Source organism: Methylobacterium sp. J-072 (assembly GCF_022829425.1).
Lineage (GTDB): Bacteria > Pseudomonadota > Alphaproteobacteria > Rhizobiales > Beijerinckiaceae > Methylobacterium.
The window spans coordinates 21,961-34,545 of record NZ_JAKSYK010000184.1; the positions used below are offsets into that span (position 1 = coordinate 21,961).

Annotated in this window: 13 protein-coding genes; 5 read left to right on the plus strand and 8 right to left on the minus strand. The window is 70.1% G+C overall.

Annotated elements, in window-relative coordinates; translation table 11 throughout:
- Positions 1-63: 63 nt before the first annotated feature.
- The gene (locus MKK67_RS23190) at positions 64-795 is read right to left on the minus strand and encodes an amino acid racemase (protein ID WP_313899040.1); all 732 of its coding nucleotides are present in this window, start codon (positions 793-795) and stop codon (positions 64-66) included.
- Positions 796-876: 81 nt separating this feature from the next.
- Positions 877-2,181: a serine hydroxymethyltransferase gene (glyA, locus tag MKK67_RS23195; protein WP_243969908.1), complete on the minus strand. Its 1,305-nt coding sequence runs from the start codon at positions 2,179-2,181 to the stop codon at positions 877-879.
- A gap of 593 nt (positions 2,182-2,774) precedes the next feature.
- On the opposite strand from glyA, the gene MKK67_RS23200 reads away from it, so the two are divergent.
- Complete coding sequence (locus tag MKK67_RS23200; protein ID WP_243969911.1) at positions 2,775-3,029, plus strand: hypothetical protein; 255 nt, start codon at positions 2,775-2,777, stop codon at positions 3,027-3,029.
- A gap of 28 nt (positions 3,030-3,057) precedes the next feature.
- On the opposite strand, the gene MKK67_RS23205 is transcribed toward MKK67_RS23200, so the two are convergent.
- The 4 genes from MKK67_RS23205 to MKK67_RS23220 form a co-directional block, all read right to left on the minus strand.
- A complete protein-coding gene (locus MKK67_RS23205) occupies positions 3,058-3,369 on the minus strand; it encodes a cupin domain-containing protein (protein ID WP_243969913.1) in 312 nt (103 codons plus the stop codon).
- A 458-nt stretch (positions 3,370-3,827) separates the two neighbouring features.
- On the minus strand, positions 3,828-4,574 hold the full coding sequence (locus tag MKK67_RS23210; RefSeq protein ID WP_243969915.1) for a DUF937 domain-containing protein: 747 nt from the start codon (positions 4,572-4,574) through the stop codon (positions 3,828-3,830).
- A 144-nt stretch (positions 4,575-4,718) separates the two neighbouring features.
- Positions 4,719-6,155: an MATE family efflux transporter gene (locus tag MKK67_RS23215; protein WP_243969917.1), complete on the minus strand. Its 1,437-nt coding sequence runs from the start codon at positions 6,153-6,155 to the stop codon at positions 4,719-4,721.
- 8 nt (positions 6,156-6,163) lie between these two features.
- Complete coding sequence (locus tag MKK67_RS23220) at positions 6,164-8,146, minus strand: monovalent cation:proton antiporter-2 (CPA2) family protein (RefSeq protein ID WP_243969919.1); 1,983 nt, start codon at positions 8,144-8,146, stop codon at positions 6,164-6,166.
- 198 nt (positions 8,147-8,344) lie between these two features.
- Between MKK67_RS23220 and MKK67_RS23225 the strand changes: the two genes are divergently transcribed.
- Entirely contained in the window at positions 8,345-8,590 is a 246-nt protein-coding gene (locus MKK67_RS23225) for a type II toxin-antitoxin system ParD family antitoxin (protein WP_243969921.1), read from the plus strand.
- Positions 8,580-8,879 (plus strand): type II toxin-antitoxin system RelE/ParE family toxin, encoded by a 300-nt coding sequence (locus MKK67_RS23230; RefSeq protein ID WP_243970009.1) that lies wholly within the window; start codon positions 8,580-8,582, stop codon positions 8,877-8,879. The genes MKK67_RS23225 and MKK67_RS23230 overlap by 11 nt, the downstream gene beginning before the upstream one ends.
- Positions 8,880-9,030: 151 nt before the next feature.
- On the opposite strand, the gene MKK67_RS23235 is transcribed toward MKK67_RS23230, so the two are convergent.
- Positions 9,031-10,635 (minus strand): formyl transferase, encoded by a 1,605-nt coding sequence (locus MKK67_RS23235; RefSeq protein ID WP_243970011.1) that lies wholly within the window; start codon positions 10,633-10,635, stop codon positions 9,031-9,033.
- A 341-nt stretch (positions 10,636-10,976) separates the two neighbouring features.
- On the opposite strand from MKK67_RS23235, the gene MKK67_RS23240 reads away from it, so the two are divergent.
- Positions 10,977-11,270, plus strand: a complete 294-nt coding sequence (locus MKK67_RS23240) for a hypothetical protein (RefSeq protein ID WP_243969923.1) — start codon at positions 10,977-10,979, stop codon at positions 11,268-11,270.
- Positions 11,271-11,318: 48 nt separating this feature from the next.
- Here MKK67_RS23240 and MKK67_RS23245 read toward each other — a convergent pair whose 3' ends face one another.
- A complete protein-coding gene (locus MKK67_RS23245; protein ID WP_243970013.1) occupies positions 11,319-11,747 on the minus strand; it encodes an RT0821/Lpp0805 family surface protein in 429 nt (142 codons plus the stop codon).
- Between the two features lie 147 nt (positions 11,748-11,894).
- Here MKK67_RS23245 and pdxH point away from each other — a divergent pair, with 147 nt between their 5' ends.
- Positions 11,895-12,524, plus strand: coding sequence for a pyridoxamine 5'-phosphate oxidase (pdxH, locus tag MKK67_RS23250; RefSeq protein ID WP_243969925.1), 630 nt, complete (start codon positions 11,895-11,897; stop codon positions 12,522-12,524).
- The last annotated feature ends 61 nt before the right edge of the window (positions 12,525-12,585 follow it).

Sequence of the window (12,585 nt, forward strand, 5' to 3'; positions counted from 1 at the left end):
TGCCAGGATTGGGGCACGCGACAGAGCGTGCGGTGTGCGCCCGTCGGGCACGCGCTCCGACCGTCAGGAAGCAACCGCCTGGGCGAGAGCTGCGCGGGCGAGCAGCCGTGTCGAATCCAGGGTCGGCAGCGACGCATTGACGTCGTTGATGATCAGGGGGATTTCGGTGCAGCCGAGCACGACGGCGTCGCAGCGCTCGTCGTCTTTCAGGCGTGAAATGACCGTCTGGAACAGGGCGACGCTCGCCGGATCGAAGATCCCGTTGACCAGCTCGGATAGGATGATCGCGCCGATCCGGGCGCGCTCGTGCGGTTGCGGGATCACGCAGGTGATGCCGTATCGGCGCAGCGCCGTCGGGTATACGTCGCTCTCAACCAGCCAGCGGGTTCCGGTCAGGCCGACCCGGCGGAAGCCGCGGGCGGAGGCTTCCGCCGCGACCACCTCGGCGATGTGCAGCCAGGGCAGTGGCGAGTGTGGACGAACCCAATCCATCGCCTGATGGATGGTGTTGTCCGGACAGATCAGGAAATCGGCCCCCGCCGCCCGAAGCTTGGCCGCCGAGGACAGCATCAGGTCGCCAACCCCCGCTAGATCGCCGCGATCGAGGCAATCGACATAGGCCGCCAGCGAATGCGTATGCATCGACACTTCCGGGTGTCCATGCGGGCCCAGATGCGCCGCGCCTTCTGCGCAGATCGTCCGGTAACAGAGCGCCGCCCCTTCGGCGGAGCATCCCACGATCCCGATATGCTTTGGCACGGCGTTGCGTCCCGGAGAGAGCCTTGGCGTCGACACAACGACGCCCGCGGATCCGAAGACCCGCGGGCGTTTATTCCTCTCCCAGGACTCTAGCGCAATCGGCTAGGCCGGCAGGTCTCAGCCGTAGATCGGGAACCGGTCGGTGAGCGCGTGGACGCGGCTCTTCACCGAGGCCTCGACCTCCGGATCGCCGGCCTCGCCCTTGGCCACCATGCCGTCCAGCACCTCGACGATGAAGCCGCCGATCTGCTTGAACTCGGCGACGCCGAAGCCGCGCGAGGTGCCAGCCGGGGTGCCCAGGCGGATGCCCGAGGTGATGGTCGGCTTCTGGGTGTCGAACGGCACGCCGTTCTTGTTGCAGGTGATGTCGGCCCGCGACAGGGCGGCCTCGGCGGCCTTGCCGGTGAGGCCCTTCCGCTGCAGGTCGACCAGCATCAGGTGGTTGTCGGTGCCGCCCGAGGTGATGTCGTAGCCGCCCGAGATCAGGGTGTCAGCGAGCGCCTTGGCGTTCTCCACCACCTGGCGGGCGTAGATCTTGAACTCGGGCTTGAGCGCCTCACCGAAGGCCACGGCCTTGCCGGCGATGACGTGCATCAGCGGGCCGCCCTGGAGGCCGGGGAAGATCGCCGAGTTGAATTTCTTGGCCAGCGCCTCGTCGTTGGTGAGGATCATGCCGCCGCGGGGGCCGCGCAGGGTCTTGTGGGTCGTGGTGGTGACCACGTGAGCGTGCGGGAACGGCGACGGATGCACGCCGGCCGCGATCAGGCCGGCGAAGTGGGCCGCGTCGACCATGAAGTAGGCGCCGACGGAATCGGCGATCTCGCGGAACTTGGCGAAGTCCCAGTGGCGCGGGTAGCCCGAGCCGCCGGCGATGATCACCTTCGGCTTGTGCTCCTCGGCGAGGGCGGCGACCTGCTCCATGTCGATGCGCTGGTCATCCCGGCGCACCGTGTAGGAGACCGGCTTGAACCACTTGCCCGAGACGTTGGGCGGGGCGCCGTGGGTCAGGTGGCCGCCGGCCGCGAGGTCGAGGCCCAGGAAGGTGTCGCCGGGCTGCATCAGGGCCAGGAACACGCCCTGGTTGGCCTGGGAGCCGGAATTCGGCTGCACGTTGGCGAAGCCGCAATCGAACAGGCGCTTGGCGCGCTCGATGGCGAGGTTCTCGGCGATGTCGACGAACTGGCAGCCACCGTAGTAGCGCCGGCCCGGATAGCCTTCCGCGTACTTGTTGGTCAGCACAGAGCCCTGCGCCTCCAGCACGGCGCGGGAAACGATGTTCTCCGAGGCGATCAGCTCGATCTCGTGCTGCTGGCGGCCGAGTTCCTTCGACACCGCATCGGCGATCTCGGGATCGGCCTCGGTCAGCGGGGCCGCGAAGAAGCTGTTCGAGAAGTGCTTGTCGGCGGCGGTACCGGCGCTCATGGTCTGCCTCTGTTCTGATAGGGGCGGGGCCCGGCCTTTCGTCGGCGTGCACGGGCGGGCATTCGAGCGGGATTCCTACACGGGCCGGCCCGTGCCGCCAAGCACAGGCATTTTGGATGCGCGCAAAGAATTATTTGCCGCAGGCGCGTGCAGCGGCCCCGGTCTGATGCCTTGCGTGCCGCCTTCGAGTCGGGCGACAGAATCGCTTGACTCAAGCAAATCGCGATAGAATAAAATATGAATCCATCGCGCGGACGATACTATTCTGCAAGTGTTGATTTGAGTTGTTCGGTATATTATCAAAATATATGATTTGCAATAAACATTCAATGATTCAATGACACAGTATAGAAATAAAATATAAATCTAAAAATATTTAAGATCGGAGCGGCGCGCGCATGACCATGGAAGCCTACGCCTTATGCCGGTAGCCCATTTCCAGCATCCTGGAATGGCAGGCCGCCATCGATGCAATAGGATTCGATCTGACGCTGAAATCCGATCAGATCCCGCCAGCCGTCTCCGGTCACCTCCCTGCCACATGGCAGGGGCGTGAGGCTGGCTTCGAGTGCTCGGTCATTCCGTTCTCCGACTTGGCGGAGACCTACCCCGAAACGGATTTCAGGGGACCATGGGCCTACGCGTACGCCTTCTATTTCGCGACGTTCCCGGCCTGCGCGGGGACCTGGATCGCGATTGCCGCCGGCCTCAGGCTGTCGGGAGGGATCGCCTTCGACCCGCAGGAGGACAAGCCGCTGACCGCCGAGGCCGCAATCCGCTACGCCCACGACACGGTGGTAAGCATCGCAAGGCTCGAGGCGCAGTTCGGTGCCCACACATCGATCTGAAGCCGGATCGGGGGAAGGTCGACCGCGGTCAGGAGACGAGATTCGTCTCCACCAGCACCGTCTCGGTCTCGAACGCGGCGGCATGCCACGTCCCGGCCGGGAAGTGGAATACGCTGTTGGCGGAGAACGGCTTGCGGCCCTGCTCGGTCTCGAGAAATCCGGAGCCGGAGATCACCTGCACGAACTGCTCGTGATCGTGGCTGTGGCGCCCCGCCGAGACGCCCGCCGGCACCACGACCCGCACCAGGCTCGCCGCGGCACCCGGGATCGTGCGCTTGGCGACGCCGTTGCTAGCAACATTCTCTTCGCGGGCGTCCCAGGCGGTCAGGTGGTCGGTCATCGGAGGCTCCCTGGGGTCTGCGTGACTTCGCGCATCTGCTTGAATGGGGCGCGGCGCGTGCGCCTCGACCCACGCGGCGGGTGAACGCGACTTCGACTGCAGGCGGCTGAAACGTCGCCCTTCCCCCTCTATGGGCAAATCGGCAGCGTTGAGAAATCCCATCCTTCCAAGGGTTCGGGCAAGGGTTCGGGCGTGGCGCCGACACCTCGGCACTCACCCCGTCATTCCGGGGCCGCGAAGCGGAGCCCGGAATCCAGAAACGCAGGTGGAGCAAGGTCTTGCACCGTTGGCGGCTCTGGATTCCGGGCTCGCCTGCGGCGCCCCGGAATGACGGGTTGGTCTATCCTGCGGCCGTGATTGCGCTGATCGGCGAGAAGATCCGCGCAATCGCAAAGGGTGTGAGGAGAAAACCGTCCGCCCTCTCGCGAAGGGCCACACGCGGTCCCATGGCGCTTAACTCAACTATTCCCGCCCTCGGGCGCGCGACCGCGCCGGGGTTTTGGCGAGCCCGGATCGGGCTTCGACGGCGCCGGATCCGCGGGTTTTCCCGACGACGGCCAGAAGGTCTCGAACAGCTCCTGCATCGCCCGGAGGTTGTTGCCCTGAACCTCGGCCCCGGTGCGCATCATGTGCTCGATCATCGCGGAGCCGGCCTCGCCGGCCTTCTCGCTCGGCGATTTCGGGATGGGCTTCGGCGGCGGGGCCGGGGCGGCGGTGGCGCCGGGCATGAACGCCTTGGCCATCTCGCCCCAGGCCGGGCCGAACGGGAACGGCACGGGGGGCGGGGGCGCCGTCGGCCGCGCCTGCGCCGGCTCGGCCTGCGGCTGGTTGAGCATGACGTGGACGATGCTCGCCACCACGGCGCCGGCCATCATCGGCAGCATCTGGCGCAGCACCTGGGCGCCGACGCCGCTGGTGGCCGAGGCCTGGCGCAGCACCGCCTGCATCAGCTGGGCCGAGCCGAACATCTGGGTCAGGGCCTCCAGGCCCTGGGGCGCGGCGGCACGGGCGACCTCGGGCATGCCGAACATCCGGGCGAAGGCGCCCGGGTCGAGGCCGGCGCCGCGCTGCAGCCCCAGGGTCAGGGCCGGCATCAGCGCCTCGAAGGCGCGGGCGGTCTGCTCGGGGGTCAGGCCGAATTGCTGGGCCATCGCCTGGATCCCGGCCTCGCCCTGGGCCTGGAACATCTCGAGCGGGTTGAACATGACGCCTCGTCCCTATCCCGATCGAACCGGCCGGGACGGGCCATCGTGACCGGTTGCGCGGCGAAATACCAGTTCCCGTGAGAGGAACTTGTGCTCAGCCCGGTCCGGACCGACGATCGGACGGTATTGCGGACCGCCGCCGGTTCAGCTCACCGGCCCGGGATGGGGCTGGCCGGCGGGCAGGGGCGCGGCGCGCTGCGACGCCTCGCGGGCGCCCTCCGGCTCGCGCAGGCGGCGGCCCCGCATCTCCAGCCGGTCGACGGTGCGGCGGGCGAGCAGGAGGCCGGCGATGCCGAAGACCAGGGAGCCGAGGCCCATGCCGGCGATCACGCCGCGCGGCCCGTAGAGCGCCGCGCCGAGCATCGCGGGCGGCACGGTGCCGAGCGTCGCCCGGCCCCAATTCAGCAGCGTCGAGCGGATCGGGAAGCCGAGGTTGTTGAAGGCGGCATTGCCGAGGAACAGGAGCCCGTTGAAGAACCAGATCGCCCCGCCGGCCAGGCAGAAGAACCCGAACAGGTCGCGCGCCACGCCGTGCAGCCCGAACAGGGATGCCAGGGGCTCGCGGGCGAGGGCCAGGAGCAGCCAGACCACGGCCACGTAGGCCAGCGTCACCCGCACCGCCTCGCGCAGCACGCCGCGCATCCGGTCGAACCGGCCCGCGCCCCAGTTCTGCGCCAGGATCGGGCCGATCGCCCCCGACAGGGCGAACAGGCCCCCGAAGGCGACCGGCGTCAGGCGGTCGATCACCGCGGCGGCCGCCACCGCGTCGGCGCCGTAGCCGGCAAACAGCCGCGCCAGGAAGGCGCTCGCCACCGAGGGGGCGAGGTTGGTCAGCACCGCCGGGCCCGCGACCGACGTCAGCACGGGCGCATCGGCGATCATGTCGGCCACCCGCGGCAGGCGGAGCAGCTGGTGTTGCATCACGCCGTGCAGGCCCACCGCCACGAAGGTCGCCCGCGCCACGCAGACCGCGATCGCCGCGCCCTCGACGCCCAGGCCGGCGCCGAAGATCAGCAGCGGATCGAGGAACGCGGTGACGATGGCGCCGGCGAGCGTCACCATCATGGCTTGGCGTGCCGCGCCGACCGCGCGCAGCAACCCGGTGAACAGCATGCCGACGGCGAGCAGCAGGTTCGACGGCAGGGTGATGTCCAGAAACAGCGCGGCGACGCGCAGCGTCTCGCCGCTGGCGCCGATCAGGCTCAGCAGCGGTTCGGACAGGACGAAGATCAGCAGGGCGATGAGCGCGGCGGCGAGGCTCGCCAGCCCCAGCGCCGAGCTCGACAGCCGCCGCGCTGCAGCCCGGTCGCCCGCGCCCACGGCCTTGCCGACCAGCGCGCCGGCCGCGATCATCAGGCCGATATTCACCGCGGTGGCGAAGAACTGGACGATCGCGGCGAAGCCGACCGCCGCCGTGAGCTTCGGGTCGCCGAGCTTCGAGACGTAGAACAGCGACAGCAAGTCGACGACGAAGATCGCCATCAGCCCCACCGAGCCGGTGGCGGCCATCACGACCACGTGCCGGAGGATCGAGCCGGTGACGAACCGGCCCGCCTCGGCCGGGGGCAGGGTGTCAGGCATCGGGACCGTCACGCATCCCGGGTGCTGCCTTCCGATTCCAGCTCGGGCTCCGGCTCGATTTCGCTCTCGGCCTCGGCCGCGTCGGGCTCCTGCGGGGCGAGGGCCGGCTTGTCCAGCACCCGCTCGGCCGCTTCGCGACGGTCGCTGCCGATCAGGTCGCGGGTCTCGGTGCTGAGCGCGCGGGCCGGCCGGACCGGCTCGGTCAGCGGCTCGGGCTTCAACCCCACCGCGGCGCCGCGCATCCAGCCGGCGCCCTCCGGCAGGGCGCCGGCCTGTTGCAGCACCAGGCGGGCGATGTCGCGCTTGCGCACGTCCTCGGCCCGGGCTGCGGCCACCTCGGGCGACAGGCCGAGCCCCTCCAGGGCCGCCCGCCCGAAGGCGAGGGCCGATTCCGCGGTCTCGCGGATCTGGTAATCGACGTCCCGGTTCATCAGCTCGACGGCGTGCAGGCGGTCGTAGGCGCGCACGAAGGTGCGCACGTTCGAGAACTCCTCGTGCACGATGTCGACGATCTTGAGCGCGCCGGCGCGGTCGTCGACGCAGATGCAGACCAGCTCGACCCGGCCGATCCCGGCGGCGCGGAGCACGTCGAGCCGAGTACCGTCGCCGTAATAGATCCGGAAGCCGAAGCGCGAGGCCGCGCGCAACTGCTCCACGTCCTTGTCGATCACGGTGACCGGGATCCCCTCGGCGAGCAGCACCTGGGTCAGCACCTGCCCGAACCGGCCGAAGCCGATCACCAGCACCCGGGCGTCGCCGCTCTCGGACAGCTCCGCGGAGGGTTCCGACACGTCGACCTGCTCCCGGGCGGTGCGGCGCTCGATCAGCTTGTCGAGGCCCTTGGCGGCGATCGGGCCGATCAGCATAGTGAGTGCAGCCAGCGCCACCGCGAAGCGCGTCGCCGTGGCGCCGGTGAGCCCGAGATCCTCCGCCTGCGGCAGCAGCACGAAGGCGAACTCGCCGGCCGGCGCCAGCACGGCCGCGCCGCGGAGCGCCCCGAGGGTGTCGGAGCCGAACAGCCGGAACAGGCCGGCGACCAGCGCGACCTTGAGCAGGATCGCCCCGAGCGTCGCCCCGAACAGGGCCGGCCAGACCTCCCGCACCAGGCCGCCGTCGATCGACATGCCGACGCTCATGAAGAACAGGCCGAGCAGCATGCCGCGGAACGGCTCGATCTCGGCTTCTAGCTGGTGGCGGAAGTTCGATTCGGCGAGCAGGATGCCGGCCAGGAACGCGCCCATCGCCATCGACAGGCCGACCTGCTCCATCAGCAGCGCCGTGCCGAGCACCACGAGCAGCGCCGCCGCGGTCATGACCTCGCGGGCGCCGCTGGCCGCGAGCAGGCGGAAGAATGGGTTGAGGCCGTAGCGGCCGACCAGCACCACGGCGAGGATCGCCGCCACCGCCTTGCCGGTGGAGATCGCCGCCGCCCCGAGCCAGGGGCCGCCGGTCCCGCCGCCCGCCGTCGCCAGCAGCGGCATCAGCGCCAGGATGCCGACCACCGACAGGTCTTGGAACAGCAGCACCGCGAAGGCCCGGCCGCCATAGGCGCTGCCGAGATCGCCGCGCTCCTCCAGGAGCTGCAGCGCCACCGCGGTGGCCGACAGGGCCAGCGCGATGCCGATCACCGAGGCGGCCCCGAGGCTGAGCCCGGCGGCCAGCCCGACGCCGCCCAGGACCAGGGCGCAGGCCACCAACTGCGCCGCGCCGAGGCCGAAGATGTCCCGCCGCATCGAGACGAGCTGGGAGAGGTGCAGTTCCAGCCCGACGATGAACAGCAGCAGCACCACGCCGATCTCGGCGACGCTCGCGGCGGTGTCGGGCTCGGCGATCAGCGACAGGCCGGACGGGCCGATCAGAACGCCGGCGACCAGATAACCGAGCACCGCGCTCTGGCCGATCAGCCGGAACACCGGCACGCCGATCACCGCCGCCGCCAGAAAGGTCAGGACCGGCGGCAGGAAGCTCGCATGTTCGACGGGGCTCGCCATGCAGGTCTTCTCGGCGGATGGCTTCGGGTTCGTGGGCTCCGGCTTAGCGCGCGAGGCGCCGCGATGCGAGATGCGTGAGGGTGCCGTTCGGCACAAGCGGGTTTTCGAGCCGACGGCGATTCGGGTCTGTGCGGGGTCGTTCGGCGCCCTGCGCGCCGTGTACCAAAATATGGTATCTTCTGGTATCAGGAGGCTGCCATGGCGAAGAACACATCCATCTCGCTCGGGGACCATTTCGCCGGGTTCATCGATCGTCAGGTCACGGACGGGCGCTACGGATCGGCCAGTGAGGTCGTTCGCGCGGGCCTGCGCCTGCTCGAAGAGCACGAGGTGAAGGTCGCCGCACTTCAAGCAGCCCTTATCGCCGGGGAAGAATCCGGTCCCGCGGAGGAGCTGGACAGCCCCGCTTTCCTTCAGGAGATGCGGGCCAAGTCTGGGCGCTAGCCCCCGCGCCCGGTTCACCCCCCGCGCCCGCGCCGACCTGGAAGAGATCTGGCGCTACACGTTCGGCCGGTGGTCACCGGACCAGGCCGATCGCTACCATCAGGCGATCGTGGACGCGGCCGGCGAGCTCGCTACCGGCGCGAAGGCCGGCCGCGCCGTCGAGATCCGCGCCGGCTATCTCAAATACGCGGTCGGATCGCATGTCATTTTCTACCGGCAGACGGATGCCGGGATCGATGTCATCCGCGTCCTGCATCAGCGCATGGACGTGCCGTCCCGCCTCTCTTGAAGGGACTTGATGGCGAGGGCCGCAACGCCTTCTCGTCCGACTTGGGGCCGGACTTTTTATGGAGAAGCGACAAGCTGATTGGCATGCTTTCTTGGCCCCGCAATGCGAAGCCGTCACGACACGCCTTCGGCCGCCCGACACGCGCCCAAGATCACCCCAGCAGCCGCGACCGCGCCCGGCGCGAGCCGTCGATGAACTCGAAGCCGCCGGCCGCGCTCAGCATGTGCAGGCGCGAGCCGGGCCAGGCCGCCCCGGGGCCGAGGCGGGTCTCGACCCGCTGCTCGTAGCCCTCCGCGTCGAGCCGCAGGATCCGGGCGAGGCCGAGCGCCGCGCCGTAGCCCCGACGGCAATCCTGCACGGGGCGGATCAGGGCGCCGTCGCGGGCCACGATCGGCCCCGCCGCCCGGGCCGAGCCGACATCGATCAGCACCGGGTTGCGCGGGTGCGGCGTCCAGGGGCCGCGGAAATGCGGCGCGTGCCAGAGGTGCAGGGTGTCGGAATAGCTGCCCCCGCCCGCCCGGACCGTGGCGAACATCCACCAGCACCCGTCGTGGCGCAGCAGCGTGGCGTCGCCCGCGACCACGTGATCGACCAGCACCGCCTCGTGCACCCAGCCCCCCGGGAACGCGGTCGCCCGATACAGGTCGATCGTGCCCGAGGCGTGGGATTCCGGGATCATCCAGACCGCCCCGTCCGCCTCGAAGACGAACGGGTAGGAGAGGTGGGTCTCGAGTTCCAGCACCGGCTCCGGGCGACCGCGCGGCCCGGTTTCGTCGAAGGCCAGGGCCGAGATCACGCCCTTGCCGCGGCGATAATCGAACTCCTCGACGAACAGGGTCACGGCCCCGCCATGCGCGATGGCGAAGGGGTCGGCATAGAAGCGCCGCCCGTCATCGGGCAGGTCGGTCCAGCCGCCCTCGGGATGGCGGCGCAGGTCGATCAGGTCGGGGCCGACGACCCGCCGCCAGCCGACCCGCCATTGCGGGCTGTGGAAGCAGAGGGCGTAGAGCCGCCGGGCGATCTGCCGGGCCAGCCCGCTCGCGGCGCGCCGGCTGACGCCGAGGCCGCCGAGGTCGAAGCGCGACCCCGGCTGCAGCGGCGCCTCGGACCCGTCCGGGAGGCGCGGCGAGGCGGCGCCGTCGAGGGCGGCGGTGATCAGCGTGATGATCCGGGCGAGGTAATCCTCGAAGGCGACGAGCATCACCGTGTGGGATTCTGCGCCGAGGCGCCCGACCGCCACCGGAGCGCCGTCGGGACCCCGCAGGGCCGCCACTGGAGCACGCCCGGCGAACAGGGCGGCGAGCAAGCCGGCCTCGCCCGGCAGTCCGTCGAAGTCGAGCCGCCAGACCGGCCGGCCTGTGTCGGCTTCGGCGAGGGCACCGGAGAGATCGAGGACGAGGTCGGCCTCGTCCGCCGCGCTGTCCGTCCCGTAGGCGGCGAGCGCCACCGGCTCGGCCGCGGTGGCGAGGCCCGGCCGCGGCAGGCCATGGATCGCCGCCTCCAGCCGGAACAGCAGCTCGGCATTGGGCGGCAGGCCGTGCGCGCCCGCGACCCATTCGACCCGCAGGCGCCGCTCCGCCCGCTGCCCGAGCTGGTCGAGGAGGCGGATATGCCAGCCGCGCAGGGTCCGGCGGTCGAGCCGCACCGTGATCTGCCGCGCCACCGGCGGCACCGCGACCGTCCGGGGCTCCGGCCAGACCGGTCCGCGGCCGCTGCCGGCGACAGGGCGGTCCACGCCTCCGATCGACCGCTCCATCAGGGCGACGGGCTCGTGTGCGGCGTTCCAGATCCCGTAACGACGCACACCGCGAATCCACACCCTGACGAAGCCCTCCGACACCCATCGATACGGTTGTCGGAGGCGCGAATGCTATCGCTCTGTGGCACGATCAAACAAGTCGGGTCGATGGCCCAGCGTTCCGAGCGGTTAATTCGCATCGGATTCTGTTGAGAAGCGGAGGGATCTGTTTTTCACGCGACGCGATAACCCACCGTTACGGCGCCGTGATATCATGCCGCGCGCCGAACCCGGCCTCCCCCGGGAACTCGCCGACCGGCTTGGCGGTTCGCCCGTGAGATGTGATGCGGAGACACGACATGACACGCAAGATGGTGCCGCTGGCCGCGATGCTGCTCATCGGTCTCCCGAGCGCGGCCTTCGCCTGGGGTGGCGGCGGCGGTGGCGGCGGTGACAGCGGCAGCGGTCTCTCGCCCTACGCGGCGCTGAGCGGCAACGACCGCTCGGCCGGGGTCAACAACGGCAATTACCGCGATCCGGCCCTCGACCCGTATATCCGCGCCTACGATCCGGAGGCTGCCGCCCGCGCCGCCACGCCGCCGGCCGCCCAGCCGCGCCTGCGCATGCGGCCGTATTACGGTCATCCGTACTGAGGGAGTCCGCGTCCGCCGGGCCCCGGATCGGGTGCCCCGGCGCGCCCCTCAAGACCGCTCTGACCCGGCTGCCCGGACCTTCTTGAGCACCCAATGGCCGCCGGATGGCTTGCAGCCGGTGCCGCGCACGAAGCGGCTGCGGCCCGGGCCGATCACCGAAGCCAGGAAGTTGCGGCAGATCAGGTCGTCGGCCACGTAAGGCAAGCCGGTCGGGTTGACCGCGCCGTGCAGGCCGGTCTCGGGGTTGTCCCACTTCACCGGACGGCCGTTGCCCTGCGGATCGAGGGCGACCGCCAGCGCCGCGCGGGCGCGCCGCCAATCCTCTTCTCCGAGATCGCTGCCAAAACTCGCCGGCCGCTTCTCGATGCTGCCGGTGACCACGGGCTCCTCGGCCACGGGAGGCGTGGCCGCCGGCTCGCCGCGGAAGACGAGCAGCGGCTGGCTGCAGCCGCACAGGACCAGCGACAGGGCTGTCATCGCCACAGGGACGCGCAACCGCCGGCTTGGCTCTTTACACGCGCATCGCCGCATTACACCTGACTCACGACGGGCTATCCGCTCGACCGAACATGCCGATGTCGGTGGCCCCCTCAGGCCCTGGACGCGGCAGGCAGGAGTCTTGCCGTGGATCAGTTAAGGACCGATGACCCGAAGGCCCCGGCGGGGGACTTCACTCTCAGCGACGATCCGTTCGCGCTGTTTTCCACCTGGATGCGTGACGCGGAGGCCGCCGAGCCCGAGGATCCGAACGCGATGGCGCTGGCCACCGCGGGCTCGGACGGGCTGCCCGACGTGCGCATGGTGCTGCTGAAGGGCTTCGACGCGCACGGCTTCGTGTTCTACACCAACGTCCAGTCCGCCAAGGGTGAGGAGCTGGCCCGGAACCCGCAGGCCGCCCTGGTGCTGCACTGGAAGAGCCTGCGCCGGCAGATCCGCGCCCGGGGGCCGGTGACGCCGGTGACGCCGGAGGAGGCCGACGCCTATTTCGAGAGCCGCCGCCGGGAGAGCCGGCTCGGCGCCATCGCCAGCCAGCAATCCCGCCCGCTTGCCGACCGCGCCACGCTGATGGCCACGGTGACGGAGCTGGCGTCCCGCTACGAGGACGGCCCGATCCCCCGGCCGGAGCACTGGACCGGCTTCCGCATCTCTCCGGTGTCGCTGGAATTCTGGCAGAACGGCGATTACCGCCTGCACGACCGGGTCCGCTTCACCCGCGCCGGCGACGGCTGGAGCCGGTCGCGGCTGTATCCGTAGGACACTCCTGGTTTCAAAAGGTCCGAGACCTTTTGCGGGTCCAGGGCAGAGCCCTGGCCCC